The sequence below is a fragment of the Pseudomonas turukhanskensis genome, assembly GCF_027922365.1.
In the GTDB taxonomy this organism is placed as follows: domain Bacteria; phylum Pseudomonadota; class Gammaproteobacteria; order Pseudomonadales; family Pseudomonadaceae; genus Aquipseudomonas; species Aquipseudomonas turukhanskensis.
Genome location: NZ_BSFN01000006.1, coordinates 177187 through 200680, shown reverse-complemented (window position 1 = coordinate 200680; position 23494 = coordinate 177187). Strand labels below are relative to the sequence as shown.

Below are 23494 nucleotides of genomic sequence, written 5' to 3'. Positions count from 1 at the left end.
AAATGGTAATTCCTCTCAAGTGAGAATTACTAGCTCTGCGTAGCGAAAACCCGCAAAACTACAGATTGATCGGCCGCCGCCCTGCCAAGGCATGGGCCAGGGTGCCGCCGTCCACCAACTCCAGCTCGCCCCCAAGCGGCATGCCATGGGCAATGCGCGAGGCAATCAGGCCTTTGTTGCTGAGCAACTGGGCGATGTAGTGCGCCGTGGCTTCGCCTTCCACGGTAGGGTTGGTGGCCAGAATCACCTCGGCAAAATTGCCAGCCTCGATACGTGCCAGCAGCTCCGGCACACCAATGGCTTCCGGCCCCAGGCCGTCGAGCGGCGAAAGGTGGCCCTTGAGCACAAAGTAGCGACCGCGAAAGCCGGTTTGCTCCACGGCGTTCACATCCATCGGCCCTTCCACCACACACAGCAGGCTGTCGTCGCGACGGGGGTCTTGGCAGGTCTGGCACACCGCGTCTTCGCTCAAGGTGCGGCATTGCTGGCAATGGCCGACACCTTCCATCGCCTGCGTCAGCGCCTGGGCCAACCGCAACGCGCCACTGCGGTCGCGCTCCAGCATCTGCAACGCCATACGCTGAGCAGTCTTCTGCCCGACCCCGGGCAAAATGCGCAGGGAGTCGATAAGTTGGCGAATCAGCGGGCTGAAGCTCATGGCGGGGGAATCCAGAAAAACGGGAAAGATCGATCAGATAAACATCGCACCCGTAGGGCGAATATCGCAAAGCGATATCCGCCGATACGCGTTCCAGCAAGTACCGCAGCGGCGGATATCGCCGGTGGCGATATTCGCCCTACACGAACAATCAGAACGGCATTTTGAAGCCGGGTGGGAGCTGCATACCGGCAGTCATGCCGCCCATTTTTTCCTGGCTGCTCTGCTCAACCTTGCGCACTGCGTCGTTCACCGCGGCAGCAATCAGGTCTTCCAGCACTTCCTTGTCTTCCTGCATCAGGCTGTCATCGAGGGTGATGCGCTTGACGTCGTGACGCCCGGTCATCACCACACTCACCAGCCCGGCGCCGGATTGGCCGGTTACTTCGGCATTGGCCAGTTCTTCCTGCATCTTGGCCATTTTTTCCTGCATTTGCTGCGCCTGCTTCATCAGGCCGGCCATGCCACCTTTCATCATGGGAATCACCTCAAGTTAGTTAAAGCGTTACGACGCCACGGGGGCATCAACAGGCTCAATGGTGCCGTCGCGAATAATCGCGGCGAACTGCTGAATCATTTCCTTCACGAGCGGGTCGTCATGGATCGAAGCTTCGGCCGACCGCTGACGGTTGGCACGTTTGCGCGCCGCAGCCTGGGCAGGGGTTTCCTGCTCGGGGGTACGCAGCTCGATTTCCAGTTTGATCGGGCGCTTGTGGTAGGCATCCAGCGCCTCGTTCAGGCGCCTCTGCTGGGTAGCATTAAAGAGTGCGCTTTGGCCGGGGTCCAGGTGCAGGGTCCAGGTGTCGCCCTCCACGGCCACCAGGCTGCAGTTGGCGGCAATGCTGCCGGTGAGGCCGGTAATGCCCAGGCGCGGAAACAGCTCCAACCATTCTGCCGCCAGACCAGTAGCCGGTTTGGCCGCCGGCAAGGGCGCCAGGTCCGGCGCAGCCGGCGCTTCGATGCCCATGGAATCCAGAGCATCAAGGTAGGCGTCGGTTTCGCCTTCGGCCACGTAGTAATCGTCATCGCCCAGGGGCGGCTCGTCGTCATCGTCGTCGCGCACGTCAGCCGGGGTATTGATCACCACCGCGGCTTCGGTTTGCACAGCAACCGGAGCGGGCGCGGGCACCAGCGGCGCGGGGGCGACCTCGGCGGGTACGTTGATCAATTCCGGCACCGGTACGACGGCGGCCGGTTTTTGCTCTTCCCACGGCAAATCAATCGGTGCCGCAGCAACGGGCTCGACGGCGGGCGCAACAGGTTCAGGCTGCGGTGCGGGCTGCGGCGTTACGACTGGCGCTTCAACGACCGGTGCAGGTGCCGCGACCACAGGCGCCGGCGCAACCGGTGCAGGCTCAGGGGCAGAAACGGGAGCGGGTGCAATAGCAGCAACCGGCGCAGCCATAGCGGCGCCGGCCACTGGGTTAGGTCGGGGATCAGCAGTGGCCTGGCTAATCCCGAGTGGCTTTAGCGCCACCCTCGGCGCATCGCCCGTATCCGCCGGGCGGAAGGCCAACATGCGCAGCAGCACCATTTCAAAGCCACCGCGCGGGTCCGGCGCCAGCGGCAGATCGCGGCGGCCGATCAGGCCCATCTGGTAATAGAACTGCACGTCTTCGGCCGGCAGCGCCTGGGCCAGCGCCAGCACGCGGTCGCGGTCGCCCTGGCCGTTATCCACCGCCTCGGGCAGCGCCTGGGCGATAGCCACGCGGTGCAGCACATTGAGAATCTCGGCCAGCACGCCGGCCCAGTCCGGGCCCTGCTCGGCTAGGTGACGCACCGCCTCGATCAGCCCGCGCGCATCGCCTTCAAGCAACGCGTGCAGCACGCCATACACCTGGCCATGGTCGAGCGTGCCGAGCATGGCACGCACATCGGCGGCCAATACCTTGCCCTCACCGAAGGCAATGGCCTGGTCGGTAAGGCTCATGGCATCGCGCATCGACCCATCGGCCGCGCGGCCCAGCAACCACAGGGCGTCGTCTTCGAACGGCACCTGCTCCACGCCCAGTACGTGGGTCAAATGCTCGACCACACGCTCCGGCGGCATGTTCTTCAGCGAGAACTGCAGGCAGCGAGACAGGATGGTGACTGGCAACTTCTGCGGGTCGGTGGTCGCCAGCAGGAACTTGACGTGGGGTGGCGGCTCTTCGAGGGTTTTCAGCAAGGCGTTGAACGAGTGCGAGCTCAGCATGTGCACTTCGTCGATCAGGTAAACCTTGAAGCGCCCGCGGCTCGGTGCGTACTGCACGTTATCCAGCAACTCACGGGTGTCTTCGACCTTGGTGCGGCTGGCGGCGTCGACTTCGATCAGGTCGACAAAGCGGCCTTCATCAATCTCTTTGCACACCGAGCAGGTGCCGCACGGCGTCGAGCTGATGCCGGTTTCACAGTTCAGGCACTTGGCAATAATGCGCGCGATGGTGGTTTTACCTACGCCACGGGTACCGGTGAAGAGGTACGCATGGTGCAGGCGCTGGCTGTCCAGCGCGTTGATCAGAGCCTTGAGCACATGGGTCTGGCCGACCATTTCGCGGAACGAGCGCGGACGCCATTTACGTGCAAGAACCTGATAACTCATCGAAAACCGTCGCAGCTGGGGGGCAAGAAGTGGGGCTAATCCTAGCGGAGCACGGGGCAAATTGCATCCGGCTTGGTGCATCGCCCGCCGGGCCGGGTTTGCGCGTACCCTGAGGTAACCGACAACCGGCGCATGGGCGCGTAAAAACCCGTTTTGCCGCCCTGAACTCGGCCTATTTGGCCAGATCTAACCGACCGGACCGTTACTTCTTATCCACGGACGCTGCCGCCATGCCCGCCAACAAAAAACACCTGCATCACCTCGCCACTCAATTGCTCGGCAAAGACGGTTCACAGCTTGAGCCCGAAGAAGTCAACGTACTGGAACATATGACCGAGCACCGCCCGGTCAGCCGCGACGCCGCCGATGCCGCCGACGATGCGTCCACCTACGGCCAGCGCCTGTCCGACCGGGTGGCCGAAATTGGCGGCTCGTGGACCTTTATCATCGCCTTCTCGACCGTGCTGCTCGGCTGGATGCTGCTCAACACCGACGTGCTGACCCACTTCGGCATGGCCTTCGACCCCTACCCCTACATCTTCCTCAACCTGATGCTTTCCACCGTCGCCGCCATTCAGGCGCCGATCATCATGATGAGCCAGAACCGCCAAGCCGCTAAAGACCGCCTGGCCGCCAGCCTCGACTTCGAAGTGAACCTGCGCGCGGAGCTGGAAATCATGCGCCTGCACGAGAAAATCGATTTGGCGATTACCGAGCGCCTGGACCGGATTCTGACCCAGCTCGAACAACGCACCGCCGGTGCGCCAACTATTGAGCCCTAGCGCAGCGGCTCCACCACCGTGCCGCTGCGATCAATCACGCCCCACTTCCCGCCCTGCATCGCCCAGTGCCCGTCGCCATCGGCGGGCCCGCGCTGGCAGCCGATGCACACCTCGGCGCGCCCATCGCGCAATGGCGTGCCCCAGTCGTACACCGGGGCAATCACCTGGTTGAAGGCTTTGTCGTAATACCCCACCTTGCCGTTCACCCAGGCGCGTGTCAGGCCTTCTTCGAAGTAGTCGGCGCCGTTGTCGAAGGTGAGCACATGCAGGCTCGCGCCCTGGCGGTTGATGTAGTACATGCCGCCATCGATGGCCACGCTGGTGAGGCCGTCGTCGTCGAAATCCAGGCGTTGAAAATGGGCCGGTGCCAGTCGCACCGTGTCGCCGTCACGCCGCGCGCACTGCGGGTGGTTGGCTAAACCTTCTTCGCTGTCGGCCGCTGAATAGAAGCAGGCCAAAGGAAAGTCGTCGGCCTGTGCGCTCGCGCACATCGCCAACACCAACACCAAACGCACGACAGCCGCGGTAATGCTAGACATATACTCGGAACCCAAATAGCCCAATGCCGTTCTTTATCCCTGATGCCAGGGAGCCAGACAATGGCAACGCGGCCACCGTGTGAAACCGGACTCACCAGCAACAGGCGCCCTGCATGAAATCACTCGCCCTCCCCGCTCTTTGCCTTGCCCTGTTGTTCAGCCTCGGCGCCCGTGCCGAGGTCAAGGTGGAGCTGCTGGAGGCCGAAGCCATTGCCAAGGAGGCCTACATCTACGGCTACCCGATGCTGGAGCTGTACAAAACCCTCTATATCCAAGCCATCGACACCGAAAGCAATGCCTACCAGGCGCCGTTCAACCGCGTGGCCCACAATACCGATGTGTACAACGGCAAGACCACTGCCGTGCAGTCGCCAATTCCCGACACCCGCTACTCCTTCGCCTGGCTAGACCTGCGCGCCGAACCCATTGTGCTGACCCTGCCGGCGGTGGACAGCGAACGGTATTTTTCCGTGCAACTCACCGACCTCTTCACCCATAACTTCGCCTACCTGGGCAGGCGCACCACGGGCAGCAAGGGCGGCCGCTTTCTGATTGTGGGCCCGAATTGGGAGGGCCCGACGCCTGAGAAAATCGACCAGGTGGTGCGCAGCGAAAGCAGCCTGGTGTACGCGCTTTATCGCACCCAACTGTTCGACGACCGCGACATGGCCAAGATGCGTCAGGTGCAACAGGGCTATACCCTGCAAACCCTGAGCAGCTACCTGAAACTCCAAGCCCGCCCCACCGCGCCGAGGCTCGACTGGCCAGTGCCCAGCCCGGACGCCAACCCCACACCGGACGTGTTCCGGCTGATGGATTTCCTGCTGCAATTTGTTCCGCCGCACCCCTCGGAAGTGGCCCTGCGCCAGCGCCTGACGCGCATCGGCATCAACAGTGACCAGCCGTTCTACCCCGACCGCCTCACCGCAGGCCAATACAACGCGCTGCAAGCCGGCATCAACGACGCACGGGACGAATTCATCACCTTTAAAAGCGCCGAAGTCGACAGCGGACAGATTCCCACCACCGAGCTGTTCGGCGACCGCGAGCACCTGGCCAACAACTACCTGGCCCGCTATGCCGGCGCGGCGGTTGGCTTGTTCGCCGCCTCGGCCGAGGAAGCGAATTTCATCGGCTATTTCAATGACGAATACCAGCGGCCTCTGAACGGCCTGCGCACCCGCTACGCCCTGCACTTTGCCGCCGACCAACTGCCGCCGGTGGATGCCTTCTGGTCACTGACGCTGTACGACGCCAACACTAAACTGCTGATCGACAATCGCCTGAACCGCTACCTGGTGAACTCGCGAATGCTCAACCGCCTGCAACGCGACCCCGATGGCGGGCTGACCTTGTACCTGCAACGCCTGACGCCCGGCATCGCCATGGAAAGCAACTGGATGCCCGTGCCGCCGGGGCCGTTTTATGGCGTGCTGCGGCTATATGAGCCAGGGCCGGAAGTGGCCAATGGACAATGGAGGCCGCCAGTGATTACCGTGCAGCCCTAAACCCATTCTCCGGCGAAAACCGCAGGGCAAATATCGCCACAGGCGATATCCGCCGCAGCGTTTTACGCACGGCCTACCTTTTCTAACTTAAATCGCTGCGGCGGATATCCGCGAGCGGATATTCGCCCTACGGACTCTTTATGCTCGTCGCCTTCCTCATCTTCGCCCTCACCATGCTCCTGGTTATCTGGCAGCCCAAAGGCCTCGGGGTCGGTTGGTCCGCCAGCATTGGTGCTTTACTGGCCCTGGCCTGCGGCGTGGTGGGCCTGCACGACATTCCCACCGTGTGGGCCATTGTCTGGAACGCCACCGCCACCTTTATTGCCCTAATCATCATCAGCCTGATTCTCGACGAAGCCGGCTTTTTCGAATGGGCAGCGTTGCATGTGGCGCGTTGGGCGCGCGGCAATGGCCGGCGTTTGTTCGCCTTTACCGTGCTGCTGGGAGCCGCCGTGTCCGGCCTGTTCGCCAATGACGGCGCGGCGCTCATTCTGACGCCCATCGTGATCTCGCTACTGCTGGCGTTGCGTTTCTCCCCCGCCGCCACGCTGGCCTTTGTAATGGCCGCGGGCTTTATTGCCGACACGGCGAGCCTGCCGCTGGTGGTGTCGAACCTGGTGAATATCGTCTCGGCCGACTACTTCAAGCTGAGCTTCAACGATTATGCAGCCGTGATGGTGCCGGTGAACGTGGTCAGCGTGGCCGCCACGCTGGCCGTGCTCTATCTGTTTTTCCGCCGCGATATTCCGACGGTATATGCCACCGAAGACCTCAAGCTGCCGGCCGAGGCCATCCGCGACCGCCCGACCTTTATCGTGGGCGTCGGCGTGCTGCTGGTATTGCTGCTGGGCCTGTTCGCCCTGGAGCCGCTCGGCGTGCCGGTGTGCGTGATTGCCGGCGTTTGTGCCGCCGCCTTGTATGCCGTTGCCGCCCACGGCCACGTGATATCCACCCGCCGCGTACTGCGCGATGCCCCGTGGCAGATCGTGGTGTTTTCGCTGGGTATGTACCTGGTGGTGTACGGCCTGAAAAACGCCGGCCTCACCGCCTACCTCACCCAGGCGCTGGACTACTTCGGCGGCTATGGCGTGTGGGCCGCGGCCATGGGCACGGGGCTGACCACCGCACTGTTGTCATCGGTGATGAATAACCTGCCCAGCGTGCTGATCGGCGCCTTGTCGATTCAAGACTCGGCGGCCACCGGCGTGGTGCGCGAAGCGATGATTTACGCCAACGTGATCGGCTGCGACCTGGGCCCGAAAATCACCCCCATCGGCAGCCTGGCCACCTTGCTGTGGCTGCACGTATTGGCGCGCAAGGGCATTCGCATCACCTGGGGTTACTACTTCAAGGTGGGCATCGTGCTGACCTTGCCGGTGCTGCTGATTACCCTCGCCGCGCTGGCACTGCGGCTGAGTTGGTAGCGAAAAACATGGCGGTAAATGGATGACCACGCCCACCACAGAATTGGATAAGCCCGAGCCAGTCAGCCTCAAGCAGGCCTTCTGGTTCTGGCTGAAACTGGGCTTTATCAGCTTCGGCGGCCCGGCCGGGCAAATCGCCTTGATGCATGAAGAACTGGTCGAGCGCCGCCGCTGGTTGTCCGAGCGACGTTTTCTCCACGCCCTGAATTTCTGCATGGTGCTGCCCGGCCCCGAGGCCCAGCAACTGGCCACCTATATCGGCTGGCTGATGCACCGCACCTGGGGCGGCGTGATTGCCGGCGGCCTCTTTGTGCTGCCCTCGTTGCTGATGCTGATCGGCCTGTCGTGGCTGTATGTCAGCCTGGGCGAAACACCCGTGGTGGCGGGTTTGCTCTATGGCATCAAGCCGGCGGTGACGGCCATCGTCGTGCATGCCGCCCACCGCATCGGCTCACGCACCCTGAAAAATCCCTGGCTGCTGGCGATAGCCGCCACGGCCTTTGTGGCGATTTTTGCCCTGCACCTGCCCTTCCCGCTCATTGTGCTCGGCGCCGGCATTGTGGGCTGGCTGGGCGGGCGTTGGCGGCCGCAGTTTTTCAACCTTGGCGGCCACAGCAGCGCCAACAACGAAAGCCATCGCCCCGCATTGATCGACGACCACACGCCCACTCCGGCCCATGCGCGCTTTAGCCGGTCGCGTTTGATCATATTGATGCTGGCGGGTGCGGCACTCTGGTGCCTGCCAATGGCAGCGCTGACCACGCTATACGGCTGGCACGGCACCTTCACGCAGATGGGCTGGTTTTTTACCAAGGCCGCCCTGCTGACCTTTGGCGGCGCGTACGCCGTGCTGCCCTATATCTACCAAGGCGCCGTGAGCCATTACGGCTGGCTGACGCCGGGGCAGATGATCGACGGCCTGGCCCTGGGCGAATCCACCCCCGGCCCGCTGATTATGGTGGTGGCGTTCGTCGGCTTTGTCGGCGGCTTTGCCAAACAGGTCTTCGGCCCGGAGCAGCTGTTTTTAGCCGGTGCCATGGCCGCCTGCCTGGTTACCTGGTTCACCTTTCTGCCATCGTTTCTCTTCATTTTACTTGGCGGGCCGCTGGTGGAATCTACCCACGGCCAACTGCGCTTTACTGCACCGCTTACCGCCATCAGCGCGGCAGTGGTCGGGGTAATCGTCAACCTGGCGCTGTTCTTCGCCTACCACGTGTTCTGGCCGCAAGGCTTCGCCGGCCCACTCGACTGGCCGGCGGCGCTGATTGCGCTCTGGGCGTTCTTCGCCCTGTTTCGCTTAAAGCGCGGAGTGATCGAAGTGCTGCTCAGCTGCGCGTTGCTCGGCTTAGCGCTTGCCCTGTGGTGAGCACGCCGCAAGGTCCACCTTGCCCACATACGGGTTGCCGCGGCCCATGATGCACGCCACTTTCTGGTTGCGGGCCAGCTCCCAGGGTTTGACCGGGTACTGCTTGTTCCACGCCGCGTACATCTGCTTGTCCTGCTTGGACAAGCGCAGGCCGTAGCGCTCGCTCATATAAAAATACGTACGCGCCACCATGCCGCGCACTTGCGGGCGGGGCATGGCTTTTTTCGCCTTGAAATCCACCACCATCGGGCACGCGCCATATTGCGTCGGTTTTTGCGGCAGCCAGCCGTAGCCAAAATTGCTGCGGTCGCCATTTACCTCGCCAATGCTGGGCACCAGGTTATGCAGGTCCGCCTCGGCCAGGCGATAGGTCAGGTCCGAGCGCGAGCAATTGCTGCGCCCGCCCTTCTGCCAGCATTGGCGCTGATGGCCAATCACCCAGGCCGGCACAATGTGCTCCCACTCGATACGCCCGGCGCGCTGGGCATTTTTGCGCGGCACATAGCCACAACTTTTCAAATCCACCTTGTTGCCGGCGAACCGACAGCCGCAATAGAACTCAACCGGATTGGCGGCATACAGCTTCCAACCGGCCTTCTTGGCTTCAGCAAACGTGCGGGGGGCGGCGGCGTGGGCGTGGGCGGTGGTAACAAAGAGGGACAACAGCAGGCACAACAGCGACAAACAACGCGACATCGGGTATGTCCTTGGCATCAGAAAGAAAGCTAAAAACCTGTATACGCATACAGTTATTTGGCAATCTTCCTACAAAGCTGTAGGACTATTCAATGATGGCGAAATAGCTTCGACCTTGGCAGCCTGTGCGGCGGCAAGGCAGCGGCCCGCAATTTCTTGGAGATAAAGGCGTGGAACCAAGCGAACCCAGACTCGACACTCAATTCGAAAACATCCGCCGCAACCTGGACGAGATCGCCAGCGACGTGAGCGAAATCAACCAGGAAACCCGGCGCAACACCCGTATTTTGCTGGGCGCCCTGGTGGTGGTAGCGCTGGTGTTTGCCGGCTTGATGGCCAACGGGTTGGGTTGGCTGTAGCCCCTGTAGGGTGTGTTCCGCGCACCGTTGCGATGGCGCGGCTAACGCTCGGTGCGCTCAGCGCACCCTACAAAAACCAAGTGGCAAAAAACTACGTCGGCGCTTTCGCCGTACGCAAATACGGCAACTTGATATCCAGCACGCCGTACTTCTCACGGGCCTGCTCATCGTTCAGCGCCAGCGCCACAATCACATCCTGCCCCACCGCCCAGTTGGCCGGCGTTGCCAGCGGCACGTTATAGGTCAGCTGCAACGCATCCAGCGCCCGCAGCACCTCGGCAAAATTACGCCCCACCGACATCGGATAGGTCATCGACAGCTTGAGCTTTTTATCCGGCCCGATAATGAACACCGAGCGCACGGTGGCAGTATCGGCCGGCGTACGGCCATCGGGCAGATAGGCTTCGGCCGGCAACATATCGAAGGCCTTCGACACCACCAACCCTTCATCGGCAATGATCGGGAACGAAGCCTGCGCGCCGCACACCTTCTCGATATCGCCCTTCCACTTGGTATGTGACTCGGCGCCGTCCACCGACACACCAATCACCTTGGTATCACGCTTGGCCCACTCGGCCGCCAATTGCGCGACGGCGCCAAACTCGGTGGTGCATACCGGGGTGAAGTCTTTAGGGTGGGAAAACAGGATGGTCCAGTTCGACCCGATGAAATCGTGAAACTGAATCGGGCCCTGGTCGGTGTCGGCGCTAAAGTCCGGGACCAGATCGTTGATGCGCAACGCCATGGCAACTGCTCCTTGAAGAGGTTGGACGGGAAACCCGAACAAGGGTAGTCGGGATTTATCTGCGTGTTGCCCGGCCATCACAACAACGTATTTCCGTACCCCGGGTCGGCCACGGCGGCCACTATCAAAGGCCCGAGGGCCCCAACAAGGACAACAACAATGGTCTTTCAAACCCGCCGTCTGCACCTGATCGCCGCCAGCACCCTGGCCGTGCTCGCCGGCTGCGCGCAGCTCGATAGCGCCGCGCCCGCCGCCATCACCCAAGGCCCGGCAGGCGATGCCTTCTACACCCCTCCCACCCTGGCCGCCGGTCACCACGGCGACCTGATCTGGGCCCGCCCGCTCACCACCCAGGCCGCCTTGCCCAGCGCCGCGCAAAATTGGCTGGTGCTATACCGCTCCACCGACGTAGCCGGCCAACCGGTCGCCGTCTCCGGCACCGTAGCCATTCCCAGCGGCACCCCGCCCGCCGGCGGCTGGCCCGTACTCAGCTGGACCCACGGCACCACCGGCATCGCCGACCTCTGCGCACCCTCGCGCAACCGCCCCGACTACCCGGCCCGCGACTACATCAACCTGATGAGCGCCAGCCTCGACCAATGGCTGCAGCGCGGTTACGCCGTGGTGCAAACCGACTACCAAGGCCTTGGCACGCCCGGAACCCACCCGTACCTGGTGGGCGACTCCGAAGCGCGCGGCGCCATCGACATGGTGCTGGCCGCCCGCCAGCTCACGCCGGGCCTTAGCAAAAACTGGCTGGTAATGGGCCACTCCCAAGGCGGCCAAGCGGCCATCTACACCGCCGCCCGCGCCCCCGACTACGGCCAGGGCCTGAACCTCAAAGGCGCCATCGCCATTGCCCCGGCCTCGCACCTGAGCACCCTGGTGGCCTACAGCCAAGCCCACCCCGATATGAACGCCAACGGCTTTGGCGCCCTGATGACCGTCGGCATCGGCGCCGGCGCCCCGGGGCTGAACACCACCGCCATGCTCACCGCCGAAGGCAAAAAGCGCATTCAACTGGTGGAAGAACGCTGCGTGGTCGGCCTGTCCGCCCCGGATGCCTGGAGCCTGAAAACCAGCGAACTGGTAAACGCCAACGCCGACTACGCCGCCTTCAATGGCGCCCTCGCCACCCTCGCCGACACGGAAAACACCCGGCCGCAAGTGCCGCTGCTAGTGCTGCAAGCGGATAACGACGAAGTGGTGCCAGCGCACCTCACCGCCAAGATGGTTGCCCGGTTTAAAACACTGGGCGTGGATGTGGATGCGCGCAACTACAAGGTCGGCGACAAAGGCACGGCGCGCACCTATCACCAGGCGACGGTGCCGACAGCGATGGGCGATGCAATGGAGTGGGCGCAGGGGCGGTTGCCGGCTGGCAAATAAGGCGAAAACTCAGCGACTGCCAAACGGCAGCACGATGCGCCGAAAAACTGCCAACACACGGTTGGGTCCTTTCGGCGCCGTGACTTTGCGATAAACTTTGAGCACTTCGTCCGCGGCACGCTGCGTGTCTTGCAGACTGCGCTTGGCCTTGGCCATTTCACGGATGACCGCCAGGGCGACTTGTTTTTCGTTTTCGGGGAGGTCGTTCATCCGCTGCCACCTTTGCCTTTTCGGTTCAGCCCAACCGTTACTGCCATCAATTCATCAGGCACGGGTATTCAGCACCAAGCGTAGACACTTGGGCGCATTTGGCTGAAGAAGATGGAAAAAACAGGACTCTAGAAGGAGGCAACCCCCACCAGCCACACCCCGGCACACAATGTTCCCGCTGTGGCTGCTTCCTTCCGGACCTGACCAGGTTAACGGGTAATCGTTGCGGGGGGACCGATGGGGGTCACCATAACGCGTGCCTTCAAGGCTGAAGGCCGCGCCATTGTACCGGCTTGCCGATAACTTACAACCGCCTCGTGCGGTTTAAAAAATCATCCGCTACAAGCACTTGCGTTGCGCCGCTTACTGGCCGCAGCCGGGGTACTTGTGCCCGGCAGTAGCGTTGGGCAGGCCGAGGAAGTCGAGGATGTGGGGCGTGGCTCCGTCGATTTGCAGCAGCGGCGTGGCGCTCATATCGCCGATGCAGTACGCGGTTTTGCCGGGGTTCTGGTAGTTGTTATTGAGGATCAGGATGGTGTCGCGCTCCCCTGCACTCTGCCCGCCGTGGCCGCTGTTCAGGCCGCCGTGGTCGGAGGCCACCACGATCAACCATTCTTCGTTGGCGTAGCCGGGGCGCGCGGCCAGGGTGTCGAGCACTTGCTGGATTTGCGCGTCTTCGCCGCGGATTTTGCTTTGGTAGTTGGCGTTTAACGGCGCGTAGCTGGCGGCGTGAATGTCGACGTTGTGCAGGTAGTAGAAGATGGCGGTTGGCGGGTTTTTCCAGCCGAGCCAGCCCTTGACGGTGTCGGTGGCTTGTTGGGAGTTCTTGGCGCTGTTGGCCACGACAAAGTCGGCACCCACGGGTTTCAGGTTGTGGGTGATGTTGTACCAGTCGCCCACCACGCCCACGGTGGCGGTTGGGTAGCTTTGCTTGAGCAGGTCGAACACGTGGGGTTTGAGCATGGGCAGGGTTTCGCCGTTGCTGGTTACCCCGTGGTTGTTGGCCCAGAAGCCGGTGAAGTTGGTAGCCCAACCGGGGCCGCTCACGGTGTCTTGCGGGCCACCGGCTAGTACGTTGCGGTGAAAGGCACCGCCGTTGGCCAGGGCGCTCAGGGCCGGGGTAACAGCGCAGCCTTCGCAGAACAGGGCGTCGCCGCGCAGGCCGTCGATGCCGATAAACAGCACGTGTTTATTGCCAGGCACGGGGCTTGGAATGCCTTCGCCGGCAACTACAAAGTAGTGGTCGTACGGGTTGCCGCTGTAGTTGGTTTTCAGGCCGCCGACGTCGCTGGCGCGCTTGTCGCTCAAATCGCACGCGCTGGTGGTTTTGTTGTAGTCGAAGCTTTTGCACCAACTGCTGCGGCTGTCATCGGTACAGGCGCTGGCGCAGTCTTTGGGCGTGACGTTTTTCAGGTTTTCGACGTTGGAGCCGGAGATGGCCGCATTGGTGACGCGGGCGAAGGCTTTGAGTGGGTCGGGCTTGAGCGAGTAGTGGTCGTAGGGGTTACCGCTGTAGTCGGTTTTCAGCCCGCCGACATCGCCTGCGCGCTTGTCGCTGAGGTCGCAGGCGCTGGTGGTTTTATTGAAGTCGAACGACACGCACCAGCCGGCGCGGTCGCTGCCTTGGCAGGCCTCGGCGCATTGGGTTGGGGTAACGGCCGTGAGGTTTTCGCGGTTGTAGCCAGAAATGGCGGCGTTAGGGGTGAGGGTGAAATCGGCGAGGCCGCTGGCGTGGGCCAACAGGGGGAAACAGGCAGCTGCCAGCGACAGACTCAGGAAGATCGGTTTCATGGCGGTTCCATAGCGATGAAGGAGCTCGCACGGTAGAAAAGCCAGATGACCGCGGGGCTATCAAATCAATATGGAAATACGGGGGTTGGTATTGAGTTCAGCTATAGCCCGGCTACCGCTTGGTGCGCGGAGCACACCCCACAAGGGCAACCTCCCGGTAGGGTGTGCTCCGCGCACCAAGCAATTTCCAAGCGATTAAACCCGGAAGCTACCGACCAGCTTGGCCAATCCGCTCGACAACTCGGACAGCCGCTGGCTGGCTTCGGTGCTTTTTTCCGAGGTAGCCGCTGCCTCGTTGGAGAGCTCGCGAATGTCGCTGATGTTGCGGGCGATTTCTTCGGTGACGCTGCTTTGCTCTTCGCAGGCGGTGGCGATCTGGGCGGCCATGTCGTTGATGCGGCCAACCGAGTCGCTGGATTCGGACAGAATCTGGTCCACCCCGGCGGCGCGGTCGACGCTGTCACGGGCCTTGATGCTGCCTGAGTCCATCGCCTTCACGGCGTTCTGCACGCCCACTTGCAGGCGTTCGATCATGTTTTGAATGTCTTTGGTGGAGTCCTGGGTGCGGGCGGCCAGGGCGCGCACTTCGTCGGCGACCACGGCAAAACCACGGCCTTGCTCCCCTGCGCGCGCGGCTTCGATGGCGGCGTTAAGGGCCAGCAGGTTGGTTTGCTCGGCAATGCCTTTGATCACTGCCAGCACGGCGCCGATATTGGCGGTTTCCTGCTCCAGGGTTTGAATGGTGCCGGAGGCGCTTTCCACTTCATGGGCCAATTGGCGCATGGCGGTGATGGTGGCGCCGACCACCTGGGCGCCTTCGCGCGATTGGGTTTCGGCGCTGCGGGCGGCGTCCGCGGCATTCTGCGCGTTACGGGCTACCTCGTTTACCGCTGCACTCATTTCCGTGGCGGCGGTGCTTACCTGGTCGACGGCGGCGTGTTCGCTGCTGATCAGCCGGTCGTTGGCGGCGGCCATGCCGGCCAGGCTTTGCGCCGAGGCGGCCACTTCACCGGTGACACGGCCGACTTCTTTGATTAGCGGTTGCAGCTTGTCGAGGAAGCGGTTGAAGGCCAGGCTGAGTTTGCCCAGCTCATCGCGGGACAACACATCCAGGCGCACACGAAGGTCGCCATCGCCGTCGGCAATCTGCTCGATGCGGTGCAGCAGGTTTTCCAGGGGGCGGGTGACCAGAATGGGAAAGCCGACTACCAGAATCAGGCACACCAGCAGGCCCACTCCGACGATGCCGCCCTGTTGCCAGGTGAGCTCTTCACCCTGGGCAATTGCAAATGTGCCTTCGTCGTTGGCGGCTTTGTCTTCGAGTTCGCCAAGTTTGTCGATGGCGTCGCGCATGCTTTCAAACTGCTTTTCGCTGTCGCCAAAACTGAGCACGCTGGCGGCGTCAGGGTCAGTGGCAGTGAGCTGCACCACCTTGAGGCTGGTGGTCTTCCAGATGGCATAACCCTGGTCGAACTGCGCCACTAGGGCTTTGCCTTCTGCGCTGGGGTCCATGGCCAGGTATTTGTGCACGCGGTCGTAGGCTTGCTGCAGGTTTTCGGCGTGGGAGCTTTTCAGGGCGTCAATGTGCGAGGCGGCCCCTTCGTCCAGCATGCTGCGCTCGGCGACAAAGGCCTGGTAAAGGTCGCGGTCGGCGTTGAGCAGCAGGCTGATGGCCGGCAGGTAGCGGTTGGTAAGTTTGCTGCTGGAGTCGGCCACCTGGGTGATACCACGCACCCCGAGCACGCCCATCAGCACCAATAGCACCGCCAGCACGAGAATGGGCAAGGCGATTTTCCAGCGAAACCCCAGGTCGGCAAACACACGCAGCATGATGACTCTCCAAACGGCAGGACAACTAGATGCAGCGTAGCCGCTCTTTGCCGTTTTACCGGGCCACTCGCCACTACAGGCCTGATAGCGCCACGCTTTTGTGCTAGCGTGCCGGCTTTCGCGCACCACCCTCTTCGAATCTGTTTTAAGGAATTGCCAGCATGGCCATGAGCAAAGACCAATTGATCAGCGATATCGCCGAAGCCACCGACGCCTCGAAAGCGACCGTGCGGGCGGTGCTGGAGCAGTTGAGCGAGATCGTCAGCGATGCGCTGGAGAACTACGACGAAATCACCTTGCCGGGCATTGGCAAGTTGAAAGTGGCCGACCGCCCGGCCCGCACCGGCCGCAACCCACAGACCGGCAAGGCCATCGAAATTGCGGCGAAGAAAGTGGTGAAGTACGTACCGGCCAAGGCGTTGACCGACGCGATTAACTAAGCAAAAAGCCGCGTAGGGCGAATATCGCAAAGCGATATCCGCCGTCGGGCACGGTGTATCGGCGGATATCCGCGATGCGGCTGCTCTATCGAAGGAAGACCGCCCTACGCCACCCCAATTCCGAATCCTTCCAACGCTTTCAAAAACTCGGCTTCGTCGAGCACCTTCACACCCAACTCATTGGCCTTGGCCAATTTGGAACCGGCCCCCGGCCCCGCCACCACGCAGGTGGTTTTCGCGGACACCGAGCCCGCCACTTTCGCGCCCAGGCTTTCGAGTTTTTCCTTGGCGATATCGCGGCTCATGATTTCCAGGCTGCCGGTCAGCACCCAGGTCTGGCCCGCCAGCGGCAAGCCTTCTACCACGCGTTTTTCGCTTTGCCAGTGCATGCCGAAGTCGCGCAGTTGCGCTTCGATTTTCAGCGCACGGTCGCGGTTTTCGGCAACGGCGAAAAAGTCGCGCACGGCGTTGGCCGGTTTTTCACTGAGGGTTTGGCGCAGGTCGAGCCAGTCTGCGGCCAGCAGTTTTTCCAGCGACTCATCGAACTTGGCCGCCAGGGTTTTCGCACCTGTTGGCCCTACCGACGCGATATGCAGTTTGTCGATCAAGCCCGCCAGGGTGGTGCTGGCTGCGTACTCGGCGCCCAGCTCGCCCTGCCCCTGGATGTCCAGCACCTGCTCAAGCTGGTCGATCACGGTTTGGTTGTGGCTGTCGCTGAAGAACTCGTGGATTTCGTAGGCCACTTCCAGGCCAACATCCGGCAGGTAGGTGAGCACTTCAGGCAGCGCCTGTTTAATGCGCTGCAAGGAGGCCAGGGAACGCGCCAGCACCTTGGCGGTTTCTTCGCCTACGTCGGGAATGCCGAGGGCAAAGATAAAGCGGGCCAGCTCGGGCTTACGGCTGTTTTCGATGGCGGCCAGCAGGTTTTTGCTCGATAGCTCGGCAAAGCCTTCGAGCTCGACAATCTGTTCGAAGGTTAGCTTGTACAGGTCGGCCGGCGAATGAATCAGGCCTTCGTCCACCAACTGCTCAACGCTCTTGTCGCCCAGGCCTTCGATATCCATGGCGCGGCGCGACACGAAGTGGATGATCGCCTGCTTGAGTTGTGCACCGCAGGCCAGGCGGCCGACACAGCGGTATACCGCGCCTTCGCTGACAGTTTCGCGGCCTTTGCTGCGTTTGATCAGCTGCGTGCGCTCCACGTGGGAGCCGCACACCGGGCAGTTTTGCGGCACCTCAACGGGCTTGGCATCGGCGGGGCGGCGGTCGAGCACCACTTGCACCACTTGCGGAATCACATCGCCCGCGCGGCGAATGATCACGGTGTCGCCGACCATCACGCCCAGGCGTGCCACTTCGTCCATGTTGTGCAGCGTGGCATTGGCGACCATCACGCCAGCCACTTTCACCGGCCGCAAGCGCGCGACCGGGGTGACGGCACCGGTGCGGCCGACTTGGAATTCCACGGCCAGCAGCTCGGTGAGTTCTTCGCTGGCGGGGAATTTATGGGCGATGGCCCAACGCGGTTCGCGGGCGCGAAAACCCAGTTCGCGCTGCCAGGCCAGGTTGTTGACCTTGAACACCACACCGTCGATTTCATAGGGCAGTGCGTCACGGCGCTCGCCGATATCGCGGTAGTAATCCAGGCATTCGTCGGCACCCTTGGCCAGCTTCAGTTCGCGGCTGATGGGCATGCCCCAGGCTTTCAGGGCATTGAGAATGCCGACATGGGTATCGGGCAACTCGCCTTGCACCTGGCCGATGCCGTAGCAGCAGAATTCCAACGGGCGTTTGGCGGTGATGCTGGAGTCGAGCTGACGCAGGCTGCCGGCGGCGGCGTTGCGCGGGTTGGCGAAGGTTTTGCCGCCCTGCTCCAACTGGCTGGCGTTTAAGCGTTCAAACCCCGCGCGGGACATAAAGACTTCGCCCCGTACTTCCAGCACGGCGGGCCAGCCGGTGCCCTGCAGTTTGAGCGGAATATTGCGCACGGTGCGCACGTTAACGCTGATGTCTTCGCCGGTGCTGCCATCGCCACGGGTGGCGCCACGCACCAGTTGGCCGTCGCGGTACAACAGGCTTACGGCCAGGCCGTCAAGTTTGGGTTCGCAGCTGTATTCCACGCTGGCGCCGCCGCCGAACAGGTCGCCGGCCGGTAGCTCATCGGCCAGGCCTTCGCGCACACGGCGGTCGAAGTCGCGCAGGTCGTCTTCGGCAAAGGCGTTGCCCAGGCTCAGCATGGGCACTTCGTGCTTGACCTCACCAAAGGCCGACAACGCCAGGCTGCCCACGCGCTGGGTGGGCGAGTCGGGCGTGACCAGTTCCGGGTGTTCGGCTTCCAGGGCCTTGAGCTCATGGAACAGGCGGTCGTACTCGGCGTCCGGAATGCTCGGCTCGTCCAGCACGTGGTAGCGGTAGTTGTGCTGGTCCAGGTCACTGCGCAGTTGGGCGATGCGGGTGGCGGCGGTTTGGGCGTCGGTCATAACGTGCAACTCTCAAAACGAAAAAGAGCAGCCGAAGCTGCTCAGTAACTCTAGATGTTTGTAGGAGCCAGCTTGCTGGCGAATGGTTCTAAAAGCTTCGCGAGCAACCGGATGGCCGTCCCCTCGCTCCTACGGAATCGGTGTAGCGCGTGTTAGCGCTTGTTGGTCAGCGCCTTGCGCTCGAATTCCACGATGCGCTGACGGTAGTGCTCGATGGTTTGCGCGGTCATTACGCTGCGCTGGTCATCTTTCAATTCACCGCTCAGTTCATGGGCCAGTTTGCGCGCGGCGGCCACCATTACATCGAAGGCCTGTTTCGGGTGACGCGGGCCTGGCAAGCCGAGGAAGAAGCTCACGGCACGGGTGCTGAAGTGGTCGATATCGTCCAGATCGAACGTGCCGGGTTTAACCCCGTTGGCCATCGAAAACAGCACTTCGCCATTGCCGGCCATACTTTCGTGGCGGTGGAAAATATCCATCTCGCCAAAGCGCAGGCCACTTTCCAGAATATTCTGCAGCAGTGCCGGGCCATTGAAGCCTTCGCCCTCTTTGGCCACCACATTGATCACCAATACTTCTTCAACGGGCGGCAAATCGCGGCTGTCTTGCGGTACGGCGGGATTGCGTTTTTTCGGTTCGTCATCAACCGGGTTGAGCAGGGTTGGCACCGGCTCTTCAATACCCAGATTGAGGTCGCCCTGACTCGGTTCAACCACTTTGCCGCGACGACGGTTCAATTCGCGCGGGCTCATGGCCGGCAACTCTTCTTCTTCGATCTTGGGTTCGGCGTGGCGCTCGAGCACACGCGGCGGGCCCAGCAATTCCGGGGCGCCGTCGTCATCGGGAAGGTTGGAGAAACTCCGATCCAGTTTGAACTTCAACTTGCCTTTACCACCGCGCATACGGCGCCAGCCATCGAACAGAATGCCAGCGATAACAATGATGCCGATGACGATCAGCCACTCACGCAGACCGATTTCCATGTAATTCTGTAGCCCCTAAAAAATAATAATGAAGAAAGGGCATCCGCCCTCTGACTCAACACTCAACAAAAAACACCGTCAGCAACTTAAGACTTCGTATATCAACTCCATGTTCTGACTGGCATTTGTCACAAATTAGAAAAAGTGGGCAATAAGCTAGCACGACGAAAGGCAACTTTACACCGCCGATGCGGTTATGCCTCTACCAAAGCCAAGGCCTCTTCGACATCTACTGCGACAAGCCGTGAGCAGCCAGGTTCATGCATTGTTACGCCCATCAACTGATCGGCCATTTCCATGGCGATCTTGTTGTGGGTGATATAGATGAACTGTACGGTTTCGGACATCTCTTTAACCAACCGCGCATAACGCCCGACGTTAGCGTCGTCCAGCGGCGCATCCACTTCGTCGAGCATGCAGAACGGCGCAGGGTTGAGTTTGAAAATGGCAAATACCAGCGCCAGTGCGGTCAACGCTTTTTCACCGCCGGAGAGCAGGTGAATGGTGCTGTTTTTCTTGCCCGGCGGGCGCGCCATGATGGTTACGCCGGTGTCGAGCAAATCGTCACCGGTTAATTCAAGGTAGGCATTGCCGCCACCGAATACTTTCGGAAACAACGCCTGCAAACCGCCGTTGATTTGGTCGAAGGTTTCCTTAAAGCGGTTACGGGTTTCCTTGTCGATTTTGCGGATAACGTTTTCCAGGGTATCCAGCGCCTCGACAAGGTCGGCGTTCTGGGCATCCAGATAACGTTTGCGCTCGCCCTGCTGTTGGTATTCGTCGATGGCGGCGAGGTTGATCGGGCCCAGGCGCTGGATGCGCGCGGCAAGGCGCTCCAGCTCTTCGTCCCAGGCCTTTTCGTTCGCCTCGCTGGGCAAGGTATTGAGTACGCCGTGCAGGTCGTAGTTGTCTTCGAGCAGCTGGTCCTGAATGGCTTTGCGGCGCACGGTAAGCGACTGCCATTCCATGCGCTGTTGTTCGAGTTGGGTGCGCAGCAGTTGCGATTGCTGCTCGGCCGACGTGCGGCGTTTTTCCGCGTCGCGCAGTTGGCGGTCGGCGTCTTCCAGGGCCAGGCGGGCGAACTTGAGTTCGTCTTCCACGCCCATGCGCTTGTCGAGCAGCTCTTCCAGCTTCATGCGCAACTCTTCCAGCGGCGCGGCGCCCTCATCGAGGTTGAGGTTTAGCTGTTCGCGTTTCTCGTGCAGGCGCTCGGCTTGCAGCTGCAGGCGTTCCAGCGCCTGGCGCGTGGAGTCGTGCTGGGCCTTCAGCGAACCCAAGCGCACGGCCAACTGATGGGCGTGGTCTTTGTGCTGCCGAGCTTCCTGGCGCACACGGTCGAGGCGTTCACGCAACGCATCGCGCTGGGCCATCAGCAACTCGCGCTGTTCGGTGTCCAGGGCCATGGCGTCGAGGGCGTCTTGCAGTTGCAGCCGCGCTTCGCCCAGTTGTTCGGACTCGATGGCGCGTTGCTCGCCCAGTTCGGTCAGTTCTTCATCGAGGCGACGGCGACGCAATGTCAGTTGCTCGACCTTCGCCTGGCCGGCGGACAGTTGCGCTTTCAGCTCCCCCTGGCGACGGGCTTCGTCTTGCAGGCGGCGGCGTTGTTGTTCGCGGGCTTCTTCTTGCTGTTGCTGGGTTTCGCGCAGCGTTTGCAGGCGTTCTTCAAGGCTGGCGAGACTGGCTTCACGCTCATCGCGCTCCAGGCCCAGGCGTTCGATTTCCTGGCCACGGGCAAGCACACCGCTCTCAGCTTCGCTGGCGCGGCGCACCCGCAGAAAATGCCGGCCGACCCAGTAGCCGTCACGGCTGATCAGGCTTTCGCCCTCGCCCAATTGCCCGCGCAGGGCCAGGGCCTCGTCGAGGGTTTGCACCGGCTTGACCTTGGCCAGCCAGGGCGCCAGGTCGACGCTGGCATCGACCTTGTCCAGCAAGCTGCCGGCCACCCGCGCACCGCCTTTGGCCGGGCTGAGCAGGCGCAGATCGCCTTGCTCGAAACTGGCCAGATCCAGGCTGGATAACGACTGTGGGTCGTCAAGCAATACGGCTTGCAGGTCGGCGCCCAGCACGGTTTCCACCGCCAGTTCCCAGCCCGCTTCCACCCGCAGGCCTTCGGCCAGGCGCGGGCGTTGATTGAGGTGATTCTCGCGCAACCAGTCGGCGGTGCCTTTGCCGGGGTCCAGCGCCGCTTGTTGCAGTGCTTCAAGCGAAGCCAGCCGGCCGTTCAGGCGTTGCAATTCGCCTTGCGCTTGTTGCTGAGCCTGGCCGGCTTGCAGCAGTTCGCCACGCAGGTGTTCCAGACGCTCGACCAGCGCTTGCTCGGCAATCTGCAGCTCTTCGAGGGTCAGCTCGCTGCTGGCCACCTGTTCGCTGAGTTCGAGAATGGCGGCGTCTTCGGGGTCGGCCGCTAACAGCACAAGCTCGTCGTTCTGGCGGCGCTGGCGCTCGGCCAACCGCTCCAGGCTCTGTTCGAGCTGTTGAATACGCGACTGCTGCACTTCGGCCTGGCGGCGCGGTTCGGCAGAGCGCTGGTTGAAGTCGTCCCACTGACCCTGCCAGTTCTGCATGGCGCTGTCGGACTCTTCCAGGGCCGCGGCGGCTTCTTCGGCGGCGGCGTTGGTGACTTCCTGTTCGGGCTCCAGTGCCGCCAGCTCTTCCCCTAGGGTGGCAAGCAAGGTGCGGTCGTGGCCCAGGTGCGATTCGGTTTCCAGGCGCGCGCGCTCGGCTTCGTTGAGGTCGTCCTGCAATTGGCGCAAGCGTTGCTGGCCATGCTGGATGCTCTGCTCGACGCGGGCGATATCGCCGCCCACGGAGTAGAAGCGGCCCTGCACCAGGTTAAAGCGTTCGGACAATTCGTGGTGGCCGTCGCGAAAGCGTTCGATGCTGGCATCGGCATTGCGCTGCTCGGCCACCAGCGCTTCGAAGCCGATTTCCTGATTGCCGATCACCGCTTCGCGCTGCGCAACCTGCTCGTTCAATGCCTGCCATTTAAGCGCGGACAACTGCGCCTTGAGCTGGCGCTCTTCGGCTTTGTATTCCTGGTATTTCTCGGCCGACTGCGCCTGGCGATGCAGACGGTCGAGCTGGCGCTCGAGCTCTTCACGCAGGTCGGTGAGGCGCGCGAGGTTTTCGTGGGTGCGGCGAATACGGTTTTCGGTCTCGCGGCGGCGCTCCTTGTACTTGGAAATGCCGGCGGCTTCTTCGATGAAATTGCGCAGGTCTTCTGGCTTGGCTTCGATCAGCTTGGAGATCATGCCCTGCTCGATGATCGAATAGCTGCGTGGGCCAAGCCCGGTGCCGAGGAAAATGTCGGTGATGTCACGGCGACGGCATTTGGTGCCGTTGAGAAAATAGGTGTTCTGGCTGTCGCGGGTGACGCGGCGGCGAATGGAGATTTCGGCGTAGCCGGCGTATTCGCCCACCAGGGTGCTGTCGCTGTTGTCGAAGATCAGTTCGATGCTGGCCTGGGTCACCGGCTTGCGGGTGTTGGAGCCGTTGAAGATGACGTCGGTCATCGACTCGCCGCGCAGGTTTTTCGCCGAGCTTTCGCCCATCACCCAGCGCACGGCGTCGATGATGTTGGATTTGCCGCAGCCGTTGGGCCCGACCACCGCCGCCATGTTGCTGGGGAAGTTCACGGTGGTGGGGTCGACGAACGACTTGAATCCCGCCAGCTTGATGCACTTCAGCCGCATAGAACGCCTTCCTTAGCCATG

Annotated in this window: 18 protein-coding genes, 1 other RNA gene and 2 pseudogenes; 7 read left to right on the top strand and 14 right to left on the bottom strand. The window is 62.0% G+C overall.

The annotated features are described in order from the left end of the window. Positions 1-58: 58 nt before the first annotated feature. From recR to dnaX, 3 genes are all read right to left on the bottom strand, one after another. Positions 59-658 carry a recombination mediator RecR gene (recR, locus tag PKE98_RS12940; protein ID WP_271195702.1) on the bottom strand — a complete coding sequence of 200 codons (600 nt, stop codon included), beginning with the start codon at positions 656-658 and terminating at the stop codon, positions 59-61. Between the two features lie 151 nt (positions 659-809). Continuing rightward, positions 810-1136 carry a YbaB/EbfC family nucleoid-associated protein gene (locus PKE98_RS12935; RefSeq protein WP_271195701.1) on the bottom strand — a complete coding sequence of 109 codons (327 nt, stop codon included), beginning with the start codon at positions 1134-1136 and terminating at the stop codon, positions 810-812. 27 nt (positions 1137-1163) lie between these two features. Beyond that, the gene (dnaX, locus tag PKE98_RS12930) at positions 1164-3239 is read right to left on the bottom strand and encodes a DNA polymerase III subunit gamma/tau (protein ID WP_271195700.1); all 2076 of its coding nucleotides are present in this window, start codon (positions 3237-3239) and stop codon (positions 1164-1166) included. Positions 3240-3469: 230 nt separating this feature from the next. On the opposite strand from dnaX, the gene PKE98_RS12925 reads away from it, so the two are divergent. Beyond that, the gene (locus PKE98_RS12925) at positions 3470-4021 is read left to right on the top strand and encodes a DUF1003 domain-containing protein (RefSeq protein WP_271195699.1); all 552 of its coding nucleotides are present in this window, start codon (positions 3470-3472) and stop codon (positions 4019-4021) included. Here PKE98_RS12925 and PKE98_RS12920 read toward each other — a convergent pair. Further along, the gene (locus PKE98_RS12920) at positions 4018-4560 is read right to left on the bottom strand and encodes a WG repeat-containing protein (RefSeq protein WP_271195698.1); all 543 of its coding nucleotides are present in this window, start codon (positions 4558-4560) and stop codon (positions 4018-4020) included. The two genes, PKE98_RS12925 and PKE98_RS12920, sit on opposite strands and share 4 nt — an antisense overlap. Before the next feature lie 113 nt (positions 4561-4673). On the opposite strand from PKE98_RS12920, the gene PKE98_RS12915 reads away from it, so the two are divergent. The 3 genes from PKE98_RS12915 (at position 4674) to chrA (ending at position 8858) form a co-directional block, all read left to right on the top strand. Beyond that, a complete protein-coding gene (locus PKE98_RS12915; protein WP_271195697.1) occupies positions 4674-6068 on the top strand; it encodes a DUF1254 domain-containing protein in 1395 nt (464 codons plus the stop codon). 140 nt (positions 6069-6208) lie between these two features. Further along, positions 6209-7492, top strand: coding sequence for an arsenic transporter (locus PKE98_RS12910; RefSeq protein WP_271195696.1), 1284 nt, complete (start codon positions 6209-6211; stop codon positions 7490-7492). 22 nt (positions 7493-7514) lie between these two features. Next, positions 7515-8858 (top strand): chromate efflux transporter, encoded by a 1344-nt coding sequence (gene chrA, locus PKE98_RS12905; protein WP_271195695.1) that lies wholly within the window; start codon positions 7515-7517, stop codon positions 8856-8858. On the opposite strand, the gene PKE98_RS12900 is transcribed toward chrA, so the two are convergent. Then, complete coding sequence (locus PKE98_RS12900; protein ID WP_271195694.1) at positions 8838-9554, bottom strand: endonuclease; 717 nt, start codon at positions 9552-9554, stop codon at positions 8838-8840. The two genes, chrA and PKE98_RS12900, sit on opposite strands and share 21 nt — an antisense overlap. Positions 9555-9724: 170 nt before the next feature. Here PKE98_RS12900 and PKE98_RS12895 point away from each other — a divergent pair, with 170 nt between their 5' ends. Continuing rightward, positions 9725-9913, top strand: a complete 189-nt coding sequence (locus tag PKE98_RS12895) for a hypothetical protein (protein ID WP_271195693.1) — start codon at positions 9725-9727, stop codon at positions 9911-9913. Between the two features lie 91 nt (positions 9914-10004). Here PKE98_RS12895 and PKE98_RS12890 read toward each other — a convergent pair whose 3' ends face one another. Then, positions 10005-10658 (bottom strand): peroxiredoxin, encoded by a 654-nt coding sequence (locus PKE98_RS12890; RefSeq protein WP_271195692.1) that lies wholly within the window; start codon positions 10656-10658, stop codon positions 10005-10007. 159 nt (positions 10659-10817) lie between these two features. Between PKE98_RS12890 and PKE98_RS12885 the strand changes: the two genes are divergently transcribed. Next, a complete protein-coding gene (locus PKE98_RS12885; RefSeq protein WP_271195691.1) occupies positions 10818-12047 on the top strand; it encodes an alpha/beta hydrolase family protein in 1230 nt (409 codons plus the stop codon). A 9-nt stretch (positions 12048-12056) separates the two neighbouring features. On the opposite strand, the gene PKE98_RS12880 is transcribed toward PKE98_RS12885, so the two are convergent. The 5 genes and pseudogenes from PKE98_RS12880 to PKE98_RS27130 form a co-directional block, all read right to left on the bottom strand. After that, entirely contained in the window at positions 12057-12257 is a 201-nt protein-coding gene (locus PKE98_RS12880; RefSeq protein WP_271195690.1) for a hypothetical protein, read from the bottom strand. 143 nt (positions 12258-12400) lie between these two features. Further along, positions 12401-12497: signal recognition particle sRNA small type (ffs, locus tag PKE98_RS12875), an RNA gene on the bottom strand. Positions 12498-12620: 123 nt separating this feature from the next. Continuing rightward, positions 12621-14048: a PAN domain-containing protein gene (locus tag PKE98_RS12870; RefSeq protein ID WP_271195689.1), complete on the bottom strand. Its 1428-nt coding sequence runs from the start codon at positions 14046-14048 to the stop codon at positions 12621-12623. Positions 14049-14243: 195 nt separating this feature from the next. Beyond that, positions 14244-14843 (bottom strand): annotated as a pseudogene (locus tag PKE98_RS27135) (methyl-accepting chemotaxis protein); the annotation flags it as partial. A gap of 258 nt (positions 14844-15101) precedes the next feature. Further along, positions 15102-15797: pseudogene (locus PKE98_RS27130) on the bottom strand (MCP four helix bundle domain-containing protein); the annotation flags it as partial. A gap of 242 nt (positions 15798-16039) precedes the next feature. Between PKE98_RS27130 and PKE98_RS12860 the strand changes: the two are divergent. After that, on the top strand, positions 16040-16318 hold the full coding sequence (locus PKE98_RS12860; protein WP_108097069.1) for an HU family DNA-binding protein: 279 nt from the start codon (positions 16040-16042) through the stop codon (positions 16316-16318). 104 nt (positions 16319-16422) lie between these two features. On the opposite strand, the gene ligA is transcribed toward PKE98_RS12860, so the two are convergent. The 3 genes from ligA to smc form a co-directional block, all read right to left on the bottom strand. After that, on the bottom strand, positions 16423-18798 hold the full coding sequence (ligA, locus tag PKE98_RS12855) for an NAD-dependent DNA ligase LigA (protein WP_271195687.1): 2376 nt from the start codon (positions 18796-18798) through the stop codon (positions 16423-16425). Between the two features lie 152 nt (positions 18799-18950). After that, on the bottom strand, positions 18951-19781 hold the full coding sequence (zipA, locus tag PKE98_RS12850; RefSeq protein ID WP_271195686.1) for a cell division protein ZipA: 831 nt from the start codon (positions 19779-19781) through the stop codon (positions 18951-18953). Between the two features lie 194 nt (positions 19782-19975). Then, positions 19976-23473 (bottom strand): chromosome segregation protein SMC, encoded by a 3498-nt coding sequence (gene smc / locus PKE98_RS12845; RefSeq protein WP_271195685.1) that lies wholly within the window; start codon positions 23471-23473, stop codon positions 19976-19978. Between the last annotated feature and the right edge of the window lie 21 nt (positions 23474-23494).